At 68.7% G+C, this 15,539-nt stretch carries 15 protein-coding genes; 7 read left to right on the top strand and 8 right to left on the bottom strand.

The annotated features are described in order from the left end of the window. The first annotated feature begins 181 nt into the window (after positions 1 to 181). The 3 genes from aceB (at position 182) to AB8A24_RS23330 (ending at position 3,938) form a co-directional block, all read left to right on the top strand. Positions 182 to 1,801: a malate synthase A gene (gene aceB / locus AB8A24_RS23340; RefSeq protein ID WP_328960993.1), complete on the top strand. Its 1,620-nt coding sequence runs from the start codon at positions 182 to 184 to the stop codon at positions 1,799 to 1,801. A 190-nt stretch (positions 1,802 to 1,991) separates the two neighbouring features. Beyond that, positions 1,992 to 3,269, top strand: coding sequence for a GDSL-type esterase/lipase family protein (locus AB8A24_RS23335; RefSeq protein ID WP_369477469.1), 1,278 nt, complete (start codon positions 1,992 to 1,994; stop codon positions 3,267 to 3,269). Positions 3,270 to 3,485: 216 nt separating this feature from the next. Next, entirely contained in the window at positions 3,486 to 3,938 is a 453-nt protein-coding gene (locus AB8A24_RS23330; RefSeq protein WP_328960995.1) for an SRPBCC family protein, read from the top strand. A gap of 13 nt (positions 3,939 to 3,951) precedes the next feature. Here the strand turns inward: AB8A24_RS23330 and AB8A24_RS23325 are convergent, their stop codons facing one another. Continuing rightward, a complete protein-coding gene (locus AB8A24_RS23325) occupies positions 3,952 to 4,344 on the bottom strand; it encodes a VOC family protein (protein WP_328960996.1) in 393 nt (130 codons plus the stop codon). Between the two features lie 129 nt (positions 4,345 to 4,473). Here AB8A24_RS23325 and AB8A24_RS23320 point away from each other — a divergent pair, with 129 nt between their 5' ends. Next, positions 4,474 to 5,442, top strand: coding sequence for an MTH938/NDUFAF3 family protein (locus AB8A24_RS23320; protein ID WP_369477466.1), 969 nt, complete (start codon positions 4,474 to 4,476; stop codon positions 5,440 to 5,442). Between the two features lie 129 nt (positions 5,443 to 5,571). On the opposite strand, the gene AB8A24_RS23315 is transcribed toward AB8A24_RS23320, so the two are convergent. The 7 genes from AB8A24_RS23315 to AB8A24_RS23285 all read right to left on the bottom strand — a co-directional run bounded on the left by AB8A24_RS23315 (position 5,572) and on the right by AB8A24_RS23285 (position 11,593). After that, on the bottom strand, positions 5,572 to 6,891 hold the full coding sequence (locus AB8A24_RS23315; protein WP_369477517.1) for a nucleobase:cation symporter-2 family protein: 1,320 nt from the start codon (positions 6,889 to 6,891) through the stop codon (positions 5,572 to 5,574). Between the two features lie 468 nt (positions 6,892 to 7,359). Beyond that, positions 7,360 to 8,763 carry an 8-oxoguanine deaminase gene (locus AB8A24_RS23310; protein WP_266377649.1) on the bottom strand — a complete coding sequence of 468 codons (1,404 nt, stop codon included), beginning with the start codon at positions 8,761 to 8,763 and terminating at the stop codon, positions 7,360 to 7,362. 190 nt (positions 8,764 to 8,953) lie between these two features. Then, the gene (pucL, locus tag AB8A24_RS23305; RefSeq protein WP_369477464.1) at positions 8,954 to 9,877 is read right to left on the bottom strand and encodes a factor-independent urate hydroxylase; all 924 of its coding nucleotides are present in this window, start codon (positions 9,875 to 9,877) and stop codon (positions 8,954 to 8,956) included. A gap of 1 nt (position 9,878) precedes the next feature. Next, positions 9,879 to 10,268: a hydroxyisourate hydrolase gene (gene uraH / locus AB8A24_RS23300; protein ID WP_030008876.1), complete on the bottom strand. Its 390-nt coding sequence runs from the start codon at positions 10,266 to 10,268 to the stop codon at positions 9,879 to 9,881. 2 nt (positions 10,269 to 10,270) lie between these two features. Next, the gene (uraD, locus tag AB8A24_RS23295) at positions 10,271 to 10,792 is read right to left on the bottom strand and encodes a 2-oxo-4-hydroxy-4-carboxy-5-ureidoimidazoline decarboxylase (RefSeq protein WP_328960999.1); all 522 of its coding nucleotides are present in this window, start codon (positions 10,790 to 10,792) and stop codon (positions 10,271 to 10,273) included. 154 nt (positions 10,793 to 10,946) lie between these two features. Continuing rightward, a complete protein-coding gene (locus tag AB8A24_RS23290) occupies positions 10,947 to 11,345 on the bottom strand; it encodes a helix-turn-helix domain-containing protein (protein ID WP_266377658.1) in 399 nt (132 codons plus the stop codon). Then, the gene (locus AB8A24_RS23285) at positions 11,342 to 11,593 is read right to left on the bottom strand and encodes a thiamine-binding protein (RefSeq protein ID WP_078851107.1); all 252 of its coding nucleotides are present in this window, start codon (positions 11,591 to 11,593) and stop codon (positions 11,342 to 11,344) included. Before AB8A24_RS23285 ends, AB8A24_RS23290 begins: the two co-directional genes overlap by 4 nt. Positions 11,594 to 11,718: 125 nt before the next feature. On the opposite strand from AB8A24_RS23285, the gene AB8A24_RS23280 reads away from it, so the two are divergent. The 3 genes from AB8A24_RS23280 to AB8A24_RS23270 all read left to right on the top strand — a co-directional run bounded on the left by AB8A24_RS23280 (position 11,719) and on the right by AB8A24_RS23270 (position 15,187). After that, positions 11,719 to 12,552: a TIM barrel protein gene (locus AB8A24_RS23280; RefSeq protein ID WP_328961000.1), complete on the top strand. Its 834-nt coding sequence runs from the start codon at positions 11,719 to 11,721 to the stop codon at positions 12,550 to 12,552. 75 nt (positions 12,553 to 12,627) lie between these two features. After that, positions 12,628 to 13,518 carry a 2-hydroxy-3-oxopropionate reductase gene (locus AB8A24_RS23275; RefSeq protein ID WP_328961001.1) on the top strand — a complete coding sequence of 297 codons (891 nt, stop codon included), beginning with the start codon at positions 12,628 to 12,630 and terminating at the stop codon, positions 13,516 to 13,518. A gap of 211 nt (positions 13,519 to 13,729) precedes the next feature. Then, the gene (locus tag AB8A24_RS23270; RefSeq protein WP_328961002.1) at positions 13,730 to 15,187 is read left to right on the top strand and encodes a catalase; all 1,458 of its coding nucleotides are present in this window, start codon (positions 13,730 to 13,732) and stop codon (positions 15,185 to 15,187) included. Positions 15,188 to 15,539: the final 352 nt, after the last annotated feature.

Genomic DNA, 15,539 nt, shown 5'->3' with positions numbered 1-15,539 from the left:
TCAACAAACCATTGAACTTCCACCATGAGGAAATTACTATCCACTGGTCAGAAGCGCCCTGAACCCACAGACGGCGCCCGCGACCGTATTTCGGAACTCTCCACACCCGACGGCACTGCGTGCCGTCTCGCGCGAGCATTCCCCGCGGCCGCCAGGCACCGCCGCTGAAGGAGTGACAGTTATGTCCGCACCAGCGCCGTCCCCGCTGGCCATCGTCGACGCCGAGCCCCTGCCCCGGCAGGACGAAGTCCTCACCGAAGCGGCCCTCGCCTTCGTGGCCGAGCTCCACCGGCGGTTCGCCCCGCGCCGTGCCGAGCTCCTCGCCCGTCGCGGCGAGCGCCGCGCCGAGATCGCCCGGACCTCCACCCTCGACTTCCTCCCGGACACCGCACAGGTCCGCGAGGGCGACTGGAAGGTGGCGCCGGCCCCGGCCGCGCTGAACGACCGTCGTGTGGAGATCACCGGCCCGACGGACCGCAAGATGACCATCAACGCCCTGAACTCGGGCGCCAAGGTCTGGCTCGCCGACTTCGAGGACGCCTCCGCTCCCACCTGGGAGAACGTCGTCCTCGGCCAGCTCAACCTCATCGACGCCTACGAGCGTCGCATCGACTTCACCGACCCGCGCACCGGCAAGGCGTACGCGCTGAAGCCCGCGGACCAGCTCGCCACCGTCGTCATGCGCCCGCGCGGCTGGCACCTGGCGGAGCGTCACCTGCGGTTCGAGGGCGGCCCGGCCTCCGGCTCGCTCGTGGACTTCGGCCTGTACTTCTTCCACAACGCGAAGCGCCTGATCGACCTCGGCAAGGGCCCGTACTTCTACCTGCCGAAGACGGAGTCGCACCTGGAGGCTCGCCTCTGGAACGAGATCTTCGTCTTCGCCCAGGACTACGTCGGCATCCCCCAGGGCACCGTCCGCGCGACCGTCCTCATCGAGACGATCACCGCCGCGTACGAGATGGAGGAGATCCTCTACGAGCTGCGCGACCACGCGGCGGGCCTGAACGCGGGCCGCTGGGACTACCTCTTCTCCATCGTCAAGAACTTCCGTGACGGCGGCGAGAAGTTCGTCCTGCCGGACCGCAACGCGGTGACGATGACCGCCCCGTTCATGCGGGCGTACACCGAACTGCTGGTCCGCACCTGCCACAAGCGCGGCGCGCACGCCATCGGCGGCATGGCGGCCTTCATCCCGTCCCGCAAGGACGCCGAGGTCAACAAGGTCGCCTTCGAGAAGGTCAAGGCCGACAAGGACCGTGAGGCCGGCGACGGCTTCGACGGCTCCTGGGTCGCCCACCCCGACCTGGTCCCGATCGCGATGGCCTCCTTCGACGCGGTGCTCGGCGAGAAGCCGAACCAGAAGGACCGGCTCCGCGAGGACGTCTCGGTGGCCCCGGGCGAGCTCATCGCGATCGACTCCCTGGACGCGCGGCCGACGTACGAGGGCCTGCGCAACGCGGTCCAGGTCGGCATCCGCTACATCGAGGCATGGCTGCGCGGCCTCGGCGCCGTCGGCATCTTCGGCCTGATGGAGGACGCGGCCACCGCCGAGATCTCGCGCTCGCAGATCTGGCAGTGGATCAACGCGGGGGTCGTGTTCGAGAACGGCGAGACGGCCACGGCCGAACTGACCCGCAAGATCGCCGCCGAGGAACTGGCCGCCATCCGCGCCGAGGTCGGCGAGGAAGCCTTCACGGCCGGCAAGTGGAACCAGGCCCACGACCTCCTCCTCCAGGTCTCCCTGGACGCGGACTACGCGGACTTCCTCACCCTCCCCGCGTACGACCAGCTGGTCGGCTGATACCCGCATTCGACCGAAACGCACAGCGGTCGAAGCCTGCCGGCTCCGCCCCCGTCGCCCCACGGCACGGGGGCGGAGCCGTTTGCGTTCCACAACAGGAGGAATCAGCTCCCGAACGACCGGTCGGTCGTTACTCGTTCGTAACGTAACTGTACCTAGCGGTAACAAGTGGGCCCGTGTCACCTTTCCGATGCCACCGGCCGGCGGTACCCCCACTTCCCAGCCACGCGACGCAGTCGTCGCCGACTTCGGCGTGGCCGAACGCAGGAGTTCCGCAGTGATCGGATTCCGCAACGTCAGCAAGGACCGGGACCGCAGTCGGGTGCGACGGCTGGCCGGAGCCGGAATGGTCGTGCCGCTCGCCGTCAGCGCACTGCTGGCCGGCGGTGCCGGAACCTCCGCCGCGAGCCCGGGGACCGGACCCACCGCCGTGGTCTCCATGGGCGACAGCTACATCTCCGGCGAGGCCGGGCGCTGGAAGGGCAACAGCCTGACCAACAGCGGCAGCCGGAACGGGACCGACCGGGGCTGGGTCAGCGGCAGCACCTACGACCCCGCCAAGGTCTACGGGACCACCGCGGGCGGATGCCACCGCTCCGACTCGGCAGAGGTGCGCAGCGCCGGGGCGATCGCCGATGTCGCCGTGAACCTCGCGTGTTCCGGGGCGGTCTCGGACAACGTGTTCCGCTCCTCCAACGGCGGCGTCTCCTACAAGGGCGAGGCCCCCCAGGCCGATCAGCTCGCCGCGGTGGCCGCGAGCCACGACGTCAAGGTCATCGCCCTGTCCATCGGCGGCAACGACCTCGGCTTCGCCGACATCATCACGGACTGCGCGCTCGACTTCGTCCTGTGGAACTCGTACTGCTACGACGACCAGCAGTACGGGGTCGACCAGAAGATCGACGCGGTCATGGGCAAGGTCGGCAAGTCCGTGGACGAGATCCGGGCCGTGATGCGCGCGGCCGGGTACGCCGACTCCTCGTACCGGATCGTGCTGCAGTCCTACCCGTCGCCGATCCCGCGCGGCGCGGAGAACCGGTACACCCAGAGCGACTGGAGCCGACTCAACACCGGCGGTTGCCCCTTCTGGAACCGGGACTCCGACTGGGCGCGGGACTCGCTCGTGCCGCAGATCGCGAACCGGATCAAGGGCGTCGCGGCGGCCAAGGGCGCGCAGTTCCTGGACCTGCGGGACATGATGCAGGGCCGCGAGGTGTGCGCGAAGGCGAGCAAGCAGGTGACCTCCACGGTGCCGGCCTCGGCGAAGACGAGCGAGTGGGCGCGCTGGATCGACAACAACGAGTCGCAGGGGCTGATCCAGGAGTCCATGCACCCGAACTACTTCGGTCAGCTGGCCGCGGGGCGCTGCCTGGCCCTGGTCGTGGCCCAGCCCGCGAGCTCCGGCTTCAGCTGCAAGAACACCGCGGGCGGGGACCAGACGGGCATGTTCCTGACCCCGGCCTCCTAGGCGGTCCTGGAGGCCCACTGTGCGGGCTCCACCGGGCGAGGCGGAGCCCGGGGGGGCCCCCCCGGGCGCCCGCTCGCCCGGTGGAGCCCACCCGGGCGCCCGTTCGGGTCAGTGGGACTGCGCGAGCGGCCCTTCGGCACGAATCTGGGGTGACGGACAGGGCGACGGACCGCGGTCCCGACGCGGCGCGCCGGATCCGGAAGGAGCGTGATCGGCGTGGCCCGGAACCGCCGCCTGATCCTTAGCACGCCGTCCGAGGTCTGGCGCCTGCTGGCCGACGGCCACCGCTACGGCGAGTGGGTGACGGGAACCCGGCAGGTCCTCGCCGCGGACCCGCACTGGCCGCAGGTGGGGGCCCGTCTGAAGGTCCGGGTCGGCACCGGCCCCCTCACTCTCGACGACACGTGCGTCGTCCGCAGGTGCGAACCGCAGCGCCGGCTGGAACTGGAAGCGCGCGCCGAGCCCTTCGGGGCGGCGCGCATCGCCATGTACCTGGACCCCTGGGGCGAGAACACCCTCTTCACCCTCGACTGGCACCCCCTGCGGGGACCCGGCACCCGGATGCACGGACTGCCCGTGGACTACATCGTCGCCATCCGCAACGGCATGATGCTGACGAAGCTGGCCAGGATCGCGGTACGCGAGCACGCCGACGCGCAGGTGTACTAGACGCGCAGGTCCACTAGGGGGTGTCGGGGCCGGTCAGCACGGACAGGATGTTGCCCGCCGGGTCCTTGAACCAGGCGATGGTGGGCATGCCGTCCTCGCCGTGCACGATGCCCTTGGCGTCCGCCTCGAAGCCCTCGTAGCGCTCGAACGCGACACCGCGCGCGGTGAGCTCGTCGACGACCCGTTCGACGTCGTCCACGGGGAAGTTCAAGATCGTGTACGTCGCGGGGCGGTGGTCCGCCTTGGGGTAGACCATGACCGTGGTGCCACCCGCGAGGTCCAGGCGGAGCAGGCCCATCTCCTCGTCCCGCGAGACGTTCAGGCCGAGCGTCGTGCCGTAGAACTCCCTGGCCTTGTCCAGGTCGTCGACCGCGAATCCGCTGAATGCCCTGCTGTTTGCGAACATGGCTGTTCCTTCGGTCCGAGGCACCCCGTTTCCCATGGTCCCTCCGGGACGGCCGGGCGGCGATTCCGCACCTCGCGGCCCCCGGAAAAGGGGGTGATCGTCAGGTGGCCGGCTGACATGCTCGGGCGCATGGCAGCCCGTGACACACGTCCCAGTCTCTACATCTCCGTCGACATCGAGGCCGACGGGCCCATTCCCGGGCCGTATTCGATGATCAGCTTCGGGGCCTCGGTCGCGGGCCGCCAGGACGGCGCTTCGTATACGGCCGCCGATCCCGAACAGCTCACCTTCTACCGGGAGTTGCGACCCATCAGCGAGGAGTTCGTGCCCGAGGCGCTGGCCGTGAGCGGGCTGGACCGCGACCGTCTGCTGCGGGAGGGCGCCGATCCGGCGGTGGCCATGGCCGAGTTCCGGGCCTGGGTACGGGAGGTGTCGACGGGGGCGCAGCCGGTGATGTGCGGCTACCCGGCTTCCTTCGACTGGACCTTCCTGTACTGGTACCTGATCCGGTTCGGTGGGGACAGCCCCTTCGGCCATTCCGGCTGCCTGGACATGAAGACCCTCTACGCGACGAAGGCGCGGGTGCCGCTACGGGCCGCCGTGAAGGGCCGGATGCCGCGCGAACTGCTGTCGCGGCGCCGCCACACGCACCACGCCCTGGACGACGCGATCGAACAGGCCGAGCTGATGAGCAACTTGATGCTGTGGACTCCTCCGACGCCCACCCCACCCGCTGACCGGTCGCCGCGCGTCACGCACCTCTCGTGGGGCCGGATCGAGGCCGAAGGGCTGGCACCCGGCAAGGACGTGCGGCTCCATCCGGGCGGTGGCCGCCCTTGGGACTGGTCCGAGCACGGTACGCGGCACGATCCGGGCATCCAGCCGCAGGAGGTAAGCGAGTTCCTCGACCTCGGGGTGACGGCGGTGGTGCTCAGCCAGGGCATGGAGAGCCGCCTCGGGGTGGTACCGCAGACGCTGGAGGTGCTCCGGGCGGCCGGGGTCGAGGTGCACGTGGCGCGGACGCCCGAGGCCGTGGAGATCTACAACCGGCTGGCCCTGGACGGGCGGGTCGGCGGGCTCTTCCACTCGACCTGCTGAGCGGGGCACGGACACGGACACGGCGGCGCGCACGCCACACCCGCAGTGGGTGGCGTACGCGCCGCCGTGCTGCCCGGACAGAGGCCGGACGCCGGGCAGGGACCGGACGGGCCGGGCAGGGGCCGGGCTTCAGTGCACCGGTACCGGATCCGCCGCGGCCCCCGAGGCCGCGCCCTTCCTGGCACCGAGGTGGTTGAAGGCCAGGTTCAGCAGGATGGCCACCACGCACCCGGTGCTGATGCCGGAGTCGAGGACGACCAGCAGGTCCTTCGGGAACGCGTGGTAGAACTCCGGCGCGGCGATCGGGATCAGGCCGATGCCCACGGAGGCGGCGACGATCAGGGCGTTCTCGCCCTTCTCCATGGCCGCCCCGGCCAGGGTCTGGATGCCGCTGGCCGCGACCGAGCCGAAGAGGACGATGCCGGCGCCGCCGAGCACCGGCAGCGGGACCACGCCGATGACGGAGGCCGCCATCGGACACAGGCCCAGCAGGATCAGGATCCCGCCGCCCGCCGCGACGACGAAGCGGCTGCGCACCTTGGTCATGGCGACCAGGCCGATGTTCTGGGCGAAGGCGCTGCACATGAAGCCGCTGAACAGCGGGCTGATCGCGCTGCCGAGGGTGTCGGCGCGCAGGCCGCCCTCGATCGTCTTCGCGTCCGCCGGACGGCCGACGATCTTGCCCAGCGCCAGGATGTCGGCGGTGGACTCGGTCATGCAGACCAGCATGACGATGCACATCGAGATGACGGCCGCGACCTGGAACTGCGGGGCGCCGAAGTGGAAGGGGGTCGGGAAGCCCACCACCGAGGCGTTCTTGACGGCGTCGAAGCTGGTCATGCCGAGCGGGAGGGCGATGAGGGTGCCGGCGACCAGGCCGAGCAGGATGGATATCTGCTGGAGGAAGCCGCGCAGGAACTTGCGCATCAGCAGGACGATCACCAGGGTGACGGCGGCCATGCCGATGTTGCGCATGGAGCCGTAGTCGGTGGCGGTGTGGTTCCCGCCCTGTGACCAGTTGAAGGCGACGGGCAGGAGCGAGACGCCGATGAGGGTGATGACCGTACCCGTCACGACCGGCGGGAAGAAGCGGACGAGCTTGCCGAAGTAGGGGGCGGCGAAGAAGCCGACGACCCCGGCGACGATGATCGCGCCGAAGATGATGGGAAGGGCGTTCTCCCCCTCCCCCTTGCCGATCGCGATCATCGGGGTCACACCGGCGAAGGAAACGCCGTTGACGAAGGGGAGTTTGGCGCCGATCTTCCAGAATCCGAGGGTCTGGAGGAGGGTGGCGAGGCCTGCGGTGAAGAGCGAGGCGCCCATCAGGAAGGCGGTCTCGGTCGCGGAGAGTCCGACGGCCGGGCCGACGATCATGGGCGGGGCCACGACACCCGCGTACATGGCGGCCACGTGCTGCAGGCCGCTCGTGAACATCTTCAGCGGAGGCAGGGTCTCATCGACCGGATGCTTCTCCTCCGGTACCCCCCGTTCCCCCGGTACTGCGACTGCGTCTTTGCGAAACCTGGGCGCCTGGGCCACGGCTTCCTCCGTTCGGTTGAACACGCCGGCAGGGACGTGGTGTCTTGGAGGTGGTGCGAAAGCGGTGCGAGTCGAGCCTGTATGCGGTTGTGGTGGTGCGAATGCTTGTCCCAAGGGGTGCGGAAACGAGTCGCCCGATCATCGGTTCCGCGCTGTGGTGCGGCTCAGGACCCCCGGCGCGTGCCGGACCGGATCGTGAGCTGGAGGTGCCGCGGCAAGGGCGCGATACGCGCGCCGCGGGTCGGATGGCACGAGTCACCGCCCCCGGGGCGCCTTCGGATCTCTCCTCGGGCGCTACCCGGGAACGACTGCCCACGGACCCCGCTCGGGTCCGCGGCGCCGGCCGGGGGCCGTCCCCCCCGGCCGGACTCCGTGGGATCAGCCCTGCGCGGAGATCCGCGCGAGGCGCTGGGCCTCTGCCCGCGTGGACACCGCGATGGCGTCCTCGTCGGCGAAGAGGAGACGGTTGTTCTCGACGATCTGCTTGCCGTTCACGAACGACGCGGTGACCGGGGCCGCCGCACCGAAGACCAGCGCGGTGACCGGGTCGGCGATCGAGGAGTGCAGGAAGGTGTTCAGGTTCCACAGCACCAGGTCGGCGCACTTGCCGACCTCCAGCGAACCGATGTTGTCGGCGCGGCCGAGGACCTGGGCGCCACCGTACGTACCGAGGCGCAGGGCCTGGCGCGCGTTCAGGGCGCGCTCGCGGTGGACCGGGTTCAGGCGGTTGATCAGCAGCGCGTTGCGCAGCTCGGTGTGCAGCTCACCGGACTCGTTGGAGGCGGTGCCGTCCACACCGAGGCCGACCGGGACACCGGCGGCGAGCATGTCCGGGACGCGGGCGATACCGGCGGCCAGACGGGCGTTGGAGGACGGGCAGTGCGCGACACCGGTCTTGGTACGGGCGAACGCGGCGATGTCGGAGTCGTTCATGTGGACGCTGTGCGCCATCCACACGTCCTCGCCGAGCCAGCCGGTCGACTCGAAGTAGTCGGTCGGGCCCATACCGAACAGTTCCTTGCAGAACTGCTCCTCCTCGACCGTCTCGGAGCCGTGCGTGTGCATGCGTACGCCCAGCCGGCGGGCCAGCTCGGCGCCCTGCTTCAGCAGCTCGGTGGAGACCGAGAAGGGGGAGCACGGGGCGACGGCGACCTGGGTCATCGAGTCGAAGGAGGCGTCGTGGAACTTCTTGACGGTCGCCTCGGTGTCGGCGAGCGCGCCTTCGAGGGTCTCGACGGCGTGGTCCGGCGGCAGGCCGCCGTCCTTCTCGCTGCGGTCCATCGAGCCGCGGGCGAGGGTGAAGCGGACACCCATCTCGGACGCGGCGCGGATGATCGAGCCGGACAGGTCGCCGGAGCCCTTGGGGAAGACGTAGTGGTGGTCCATCGCGGTGGTCACACCGCCCTTGGCCATCGCGGCGAGGGAGCCCTGCGCGGCCGTGTACGTCATCTGCTCGTCGATGCGCGCCCACGTCGGGTACAGCGCGACGAGCCAGTTGAAGAGGTTGTGGTCGGTGGCCAGACCACGCGTGATCCACTGGTAGAAGTGGTGGTGGGTGTTGACCAGACCGGGGGTCACGAGGTGCCCGGTGCCGTCGATACGGCGAACGACATTGTCGAGGTTCTCGGGGGCCTTGCCCGCACCGATGAACTCGATCCTGTTGCCGGCGACGACCACGTGGCCCGAGGCGTACTCGGTGTCGTTGGCGTCGACGGTCGCGATCGCACAGTTCTCGATGACGATGCGCTCGACCGCGCTGTCATGGGCTGCCGATGCTGCCATGGGACTTCCTCGTGCTTTCAGTGGCGGTGCGGGCACGGCAAGGCCCAGGGGGTTTGAGTGCCGGAGCCGGGGGCCTTGACAGCTGACAGTACTGCCGCCCCGTGTGATACGTCCGGGTGCCGATTCAGGAAGCTTGGGGGTGTCGCGCGGTCCCGGGGCCACTGCGGGGCCCCGGGGCGCGCGTGCCGCGTCAGAGGTTGGTCATGTCCACGGGGATGCGGGCGTCGACGCCGTCCCGGAGAACAGTGGCCTCGATCAGACCGTAGGGACGGTCCGCCGCGAAGTACACCTCGTTGTCGTTCTTGAGGCCGAAGGGCTCCAGGTCGACGAGGAAGTGGTGCTTGTTCGGGAGCGAGAAGCGGACCTCGTCGATCTCCGAACGGTGGTTGATGATGCGCGAACCCATCTGGTACAGGGTCTGCTGCAGCGACAGGGAGTAGGTCTCCGCGAAGGCCTGCAGCATGTGCTTGCGGACCTCGGCGTAGGACTTCTCCCAGTTGGGCATCCGCTGCTCGTCGTCCGACCAGTTGAAGCGCCAGCGAGCCGACACCTGGGTGGCCAGGATCCGGTCATAGGCCTCCTTCAGCGTCGTGTACTTGTCCTTCACGTAGCCCCAGAACTCGGAGTTCGTGGAGTTCATGACGACGAGGTCCTTGAGGCCGGAGATGACCTCCCAGTTCGTGCCGTCGTACGTGATCTGGGTGACGCGGGTCTCCATGCCCTGGCGGACGAAGGAGTGGTTCACCTCGTCGGAGCCGATGAACTTGGAGTTGGCGTCCGAGGTGGCGATCCGGTCCCAGGCGTACTCCTCGATCCGGATGCGCGCGCGCTTGATCGGCTCCTGGCTGTTGACGAACCAGCGCGCCAGGTGGATGCCGAACTGCTCGGCGGACTCGATGCCGTACTCCTTGGCGAACGCGTACACCGTGTTCTTGGTGGTGTCCGTCGGAAGGCAGTTGGCGTTCGAGCCGGAGTAGTGGACGTCGTCCATGTCGCCGGAGAGGGCGATCGAGACGTTCAGGTCCTTGATGTGGTGCGTGTCGCCGTCCCGCGTGATCTTGACGACGCGGTTCTCTGCTTTGCCGTACTGGTTCTGGCCCAGAATCGTGGCCATGCTAGCTCCCTCGGTAAACGGAGTAGCCGAACGGGTTGAGCAGCAGCGGTACGTGGTAATGCTCGCCCGGGTTCACCGCGAATGTGATGGTGACCTCGGGGAAGAACGCACCGCTGTCCCTTACGCGGGGGGCGTCCTGCTGCGCCTCGGCTTGCTTCTTCTCGAAGTACGTCTCGGTCTCGAAGTCGAGACGCACGTGTGTGGTGCCCTCCGGCAACGCCGGCAGGTCCTTGCAGCGCCCGTCCGCATCGGTGGCGGAGCCGCCCAGGGCCGCCCACTCACCGCCGAGACCCGTGCGGGCCGACAGGGAGATGGCGACGCCCTCGGCGGGCTTGCCGATGCTGGTGTCCAGGATGTGCGTGGACACCGACGCGGTGGTCTCGGTGCTCATGGTCACGCTCCTTCTGCTTCTGCGAGTTCGACGAGACGGGTGAGGCGGATCTTGTTGATCTTGACGAGCTCGCCGCGGGCGATCTCCCGCTCCCGCTCCGGCGAGTTGTCGATCCGGACCTTGACCGCGTCACGCATGAACTCACCGGTCGCACCGGTGGCACAGATGAGGAAAACGTGGCCGAACTTGTCCTGGTAGGCCAGGTTCAGTTCGAGGAGCTCGTTCTTGAGCTCCTCCGAGGCACCGGCCATGCCACGCTGCTCGCGGGCGGAGGTCGGGTCTCCCGGCTTCGGCCGGCCGATCGGCGCGTGGCCTCCCATCGCTTCGCCCAGGTCCTCCGCGGTGAGCTCCGCCATGGCGGCTTCGTTCGCGGCGAACAGGGACTCTGCGGTGGTGAAGGGGCGCTGGGCGAGCATCTTGCTTCCCCACGCCGAACTGGCGCACACCTCGTGCAGCTCGGCCGTGGCCGCGCTGTCGTCCAAGGTGTTGAACCGGGTGAGACCCGGGGTCGGACTCGAAGTCACGGTAGGCCTCCGTGGCCTGTTGTTGCTTTGACGGGCTGCGCATAGCTAACGCCCTCGACAACACGGCGTCAACACTTTGTTGAAACTTCCCGTACACAAAAGCCGCCGCCCGGGTGAATTGGGCGGCGGCTCGTCACCGTGAGTCAGCCTGTGTTCACTCCTGGCTGCTCTTGCCGGTCCCCTTCGGGGCGTTCGCATCCCGGTTCAGGTAGTTGTAGACGGTGAAGCGGCTGACACCCAGGGCGCCCGCGACCGTTTCCACGCCGTGCCGCACGGAGAAGGCGCCCCGCGCCTCCAGTATCCGTACGACGTCCTGCTTGGACTTCCGGTCCAGCTGGGCCAACGGTACGCCGTACCGGCGCTCCAGGGCCGCCAGGATGTGATCCAGCGAGTCCGAGAGCTGCGGCAGGCGCACGGCCAGCAGGTCCTGACCCTCCCAGGCGAGCACGACGTCGTCGGGCTGCGCCAGGGCCGGATCCATCAGCTCGCCGCCCATGGCGTCCACCAGCGGCTTGACCGCGGTGACGAAGGGGTGGTCGCGGGGCTCGGTCATGACATCTCCTCCCCGATCACATTGACCTGGAGCGAGACACGCGTGGCGCCGGCCTCCAGGGAGTCGCGCAGCAGCGCCTCCACCGCGGCCAGCACCCGGTCGGCCTCACCCTCGGCGGTGTTGCCGAACGGGCCGACGTCCACCGCGTCCAGCTGGGCCTTCTGGATGACCTCGCGGGCCGCCACGGCATGGGCAGGAGCCTCTTCCAGATCGAAGGGCTCGGTCGTGAACTCCACTCTCAATCGCACGCCGTCAAGCTACCCCGCGGTCCGGATTTTCCGGGAGTCCGCACTTGACATCGGCGCGGAACCCCGTGCAATCTTCCATCAGACAGAAAATAACTTCCGCAATACGGAAGGAGCGCACACCCCTCATGGGATACACGGACCAGCGCTTCGATGTGAACCTGTCGATCCTCTTCACGGAACTCCCGCTCCTGGAGCGCCCCGCGGCCGCCGCCGCGGCGGGCTTCACGGCGGTCGAGCTGTGGTGGCCCTGGATCGAGACCCCCACCCCCGCACAGTCGGAGCTCGACGCCCTCAAGAAGGCTCTTGAGGACGCCGGCACCCAGCTGGTGGGACTGAACTTCTACGCCGGCCAGCTTCCGGGCCCGGACCGCGGCGCGGTCTCGGTACCCGGTGCGGAGTCGGAGCGCTTCAACGCCAACATCAACGTGGCCGCGGACTTCGCGGCCTCGGTGGGCTGCAAGGCGCTGAACGCCCTGTACGGCAACCGCGTCGAAGGCGTGGAGCCGACCGTTCAGGACGAGCTCGCCCTGAAGAACCTGGTCGTGGCGGCCCAGGCCGCGGACCGCGTCGGCGCGATCCTCCTGATCGAAACCCTCAACAAGCCCGAGTCGCCGCTCTACCCCCTGGTGAGCGCACCGGCCGGCATCGAGGTCGTGGACAAGGTGAACGAGGCCACCGGCCTCGGCAACGCCAAGTTCCTGCTCGACCTGTACCACCTGGCGATGAACGATGAGGACCTCTCCGAGGTCATCGAAAAGTACGCCGCCAAGACCGGGCACGTCCAGATCGCGGACAAGCCGGGACGCGGTGCCCCCGGCACCGGCGAGCTGCCCCTCGAGGAGCTGCTCGACCAGCTGAAGAAGGCCGGATACGAGGGCTACGTAGGCCTGGAGTACAAGGCCGCCGACGCTGCCGCCTCCTTCGCATGGCTGCCGGCCGAGGCCCGCGCCGCGAAGTAGTCGGACAAAGTCCGGGCGATCAGCCAGGCACTTCACGCACTTTTCGTACAAAGCATTAAGAGAAGGACCCTCATCATGAGCAACCTCCCCAAGATTGCCTGGATCGGCCTCGGAATCATGGGTTCCCCCATGGCCGAGAACCTCCTGAAGGCCGGCTACTCGGTCACCGGCTTCACCCTGGAGCAGGACAAGCTGGAGCGCCTGGCCGCCGCCGGTGGCTCCGCGGCCGGCTCGATCGCCGAGGCCGTGGCGGACGCCGACGTCATCGTCACGATGGTGCCCGCCTCCCCGCAGGTCGAGGCCATCTCCTACGGTGAGAACGGCATCCTGGAGAACGCGAAGTCCGGTGCGCTGATCATCGACATGTCGTCGATCACCCCGCAGACCTCGATCGACCTCGCGAAGAACGCCGCCGCCAAGGGCATCCGCGTCATCGACGCCCCGGTGTCCGGCGGCGAGGCCGGCGCCATCGAGGCCGTCCTGTCGATCATGGTGGGTGGCGAGCAGGCCGACTTCGACGCGGCCCTGCCGATCCTCGAGGCCCTCGGCAAGGTCATCGTCCTGTGCGGTCCGCACGGCTCCGGCCAGACGGTGAAGGCCGCCAACCAGCTCATCGTCGCGGTGAACATCCAGGCGTGCGCCGAGGCCGTCGTCTTCCTCGAGAAGTCCGGCGTGAACCTCCAGGCCGCCCTGGACGTCCTCAACGGCGGTCTGGCCGGCTCCACGGTCCTGACCCGCAAGAAGGACAACTTCCTGAACCGCGACTTCAAGCCCGGTTTCCGGATCGACCTGCACCACAAGGACATGGGCATCGTCACCGACGCCGCCCGCAACGTCGGTGCGGCCCTTCCGGTCGGCGCGGTCGTCGCCCAGCTGGTCGCCTCGCTGCGCGCCCAGGGTGACGGCGGCCTGGACCACTCCGCCCTGCTCCGCGCGGTCGAGCGCCTCTCCGGCGCTCAGATCTGAGCACCTCCCCTCTCGCAGGGGACCTGAGTTTCCGGATGGCGTCGGTGCTGACACCTGTCCTGTCGCGCCCAAGTGCCGGCGCCGTCCGGATCACCACTCACACTTCAACTTCGTTCAACAAACTGTTGACGTTTAGTTCGTGCCGAAATTAGGCTGTTCCGCATGACGGAAGACGCTTTCCGTCAGCAGTTACCCCGTACGGAAGGTCACCATGTCGAAGCGCACGCTGACGACCGAGTCCGGCGCCCCGGTCGCCGACAATCAGAACTCCGCCACCGCCGGCGTCGGTGGCCCGCTCCTGGTCCAGGACCAGCAGCTCCTGGAGAAGCTCGCCCGCTTCAACCGTGAGCGCATCCCGGAGCGCGTGGTGCACGCCCGCGGCTCCGCCGCGTACGGCTACTTCGAGGTGACCGACGACGTCACCGCGTACACCAGCGCCGCGTTCCTGAACACGGTCGGCAAGAAGACCGAGACCTTCCTGCGGTTCTCCACCGTCGCCGACTCGCTCGGCGGCGCGGACGCGGTCCGCGACCCGCGCGGTTTCGCCCTCAAGTTCTACACCGAAGAGGGTAACTACGACCTCGTCGGCAACAACACCCCGGTGTTCTTCATCAAGGACCCGATCAAGTTCCCCGACTTCATCCACTCCCAGAAGCGCGACCCCTTCACGGGCAAGCAGGAGCCGGACAACGTCTGGGACTTCTGGGCGCACGCCCCCGAGGCGACGCACCAGATCACCTGGCTCATGGGTGACCGCGGTATCCCGGCGTCGTACCGTCACATGAACGGCTACGGCTCCCACACGTACCAGTGGACGAACGAGCAGGGCGAGGCCTTCTTCGTCAAGTACCACTTCAAGACGAACCAGGGCATCCGCAGCCTCTCGGGCGAGCAGGCCGCCGAGCTCGTCGGCAAGGACGCGAACTCGCACCAGACCGACCTGCTGCAGGCCATCGAGCGCGGTGTGAACCCCTCGTGGACCCTGCACGTGCAGATCATGCCCGCCGCCGAGGCCGCGGACTACCGCTTCAACCCGTTCGACCTCACCAAGGTGTGGCCGCACAGCGACTACCCGCTGCAGCGCGTGGGCCGGCTGGTCCTCGACCGCAACCCGGACAACGTCTTCGCCGAGGTCGAGCAGTCCGCCTTCTCCCCGAACAACTTCGTCCCGGGCATCACCGCCTCGCCGGACAAGATGCTCCAGGGCCGTCTCTTCGCGTACGCCGACGCCCAGCGCTACCGCCTCGGTGTGAACCACACCCTGCTGCCGGTCAACGCCCCGAAGGCGACGAAGGCCGACAACTACGGCCGCGACGGCGTCATGGCGCTGCGCAACGGCTCGCGCCACGACAAGAACTACGAGCCCAACTCGTACCAGGGCCCGGCCGAGACCGGTCTGGCGCTGGGCGCCCCGAAGGCCGTCTCCGGCTACACGGGCACCCACGAGGCCCCGGCCCACACCAAGGACGACGACTTCTTCCAGGCCGGTGAGCTCTACCGCCTGATGTCGGAGGCCGAGAAGCAGCGTCTGGTGGCGAACATCGCCGGCGGCCTGTCTCAGGTCACCCTGGAAGACGTCATCGAGAAGAACCTGGCTCACTTCCACGCCGCCGACGCCGACTACGGCAAGCGCGTCGAGGAGGCCGTCCGCGCCCTGCGCGACGCCTGAGCCACCCAGATGTACCGGGGGCCTGACGGGAGGTCAGGCCCCGGGTGCTCAGCCCGACCCGTGGACCCGGATGAGGGGTGGTACACGGCGAGGGCAGGACGAGGACCGTGGCGAGCGAGCGAGCCAGTGCGGTGGTAATGGGTTCCGAGGCCCGTCTCTTGACCTGAGGGAGACGACGCCGGAGTTCTCGTCGCCCGCCCGCCACGGTCCCAGCCAATCCCGTCCTCTTCGTACAGGGGCTACGCACAGAGCCCCCTGCACGCGGGGGACCCCACCTCCCCACACACTCCGCCCGGCGGTGCGAACGTCCTGTCGCGCCAGCCTCGCACCGTCGGGCGGTAACAACCAGAGC

The organism is Streptomyces sp. BF23-19, from assembly GCF_041106355.1.
GTDB lineage: Bacteria > Actinomycetota > Actinomycetes > Streptomycetales > Streptomycetaceae > Streptomyces > Streptomyces virginiae_A.
Note: the sequence above shows the minus strand (reverse complement) of the source record. Positions and strands in the feature narration are given on the sequence as shown.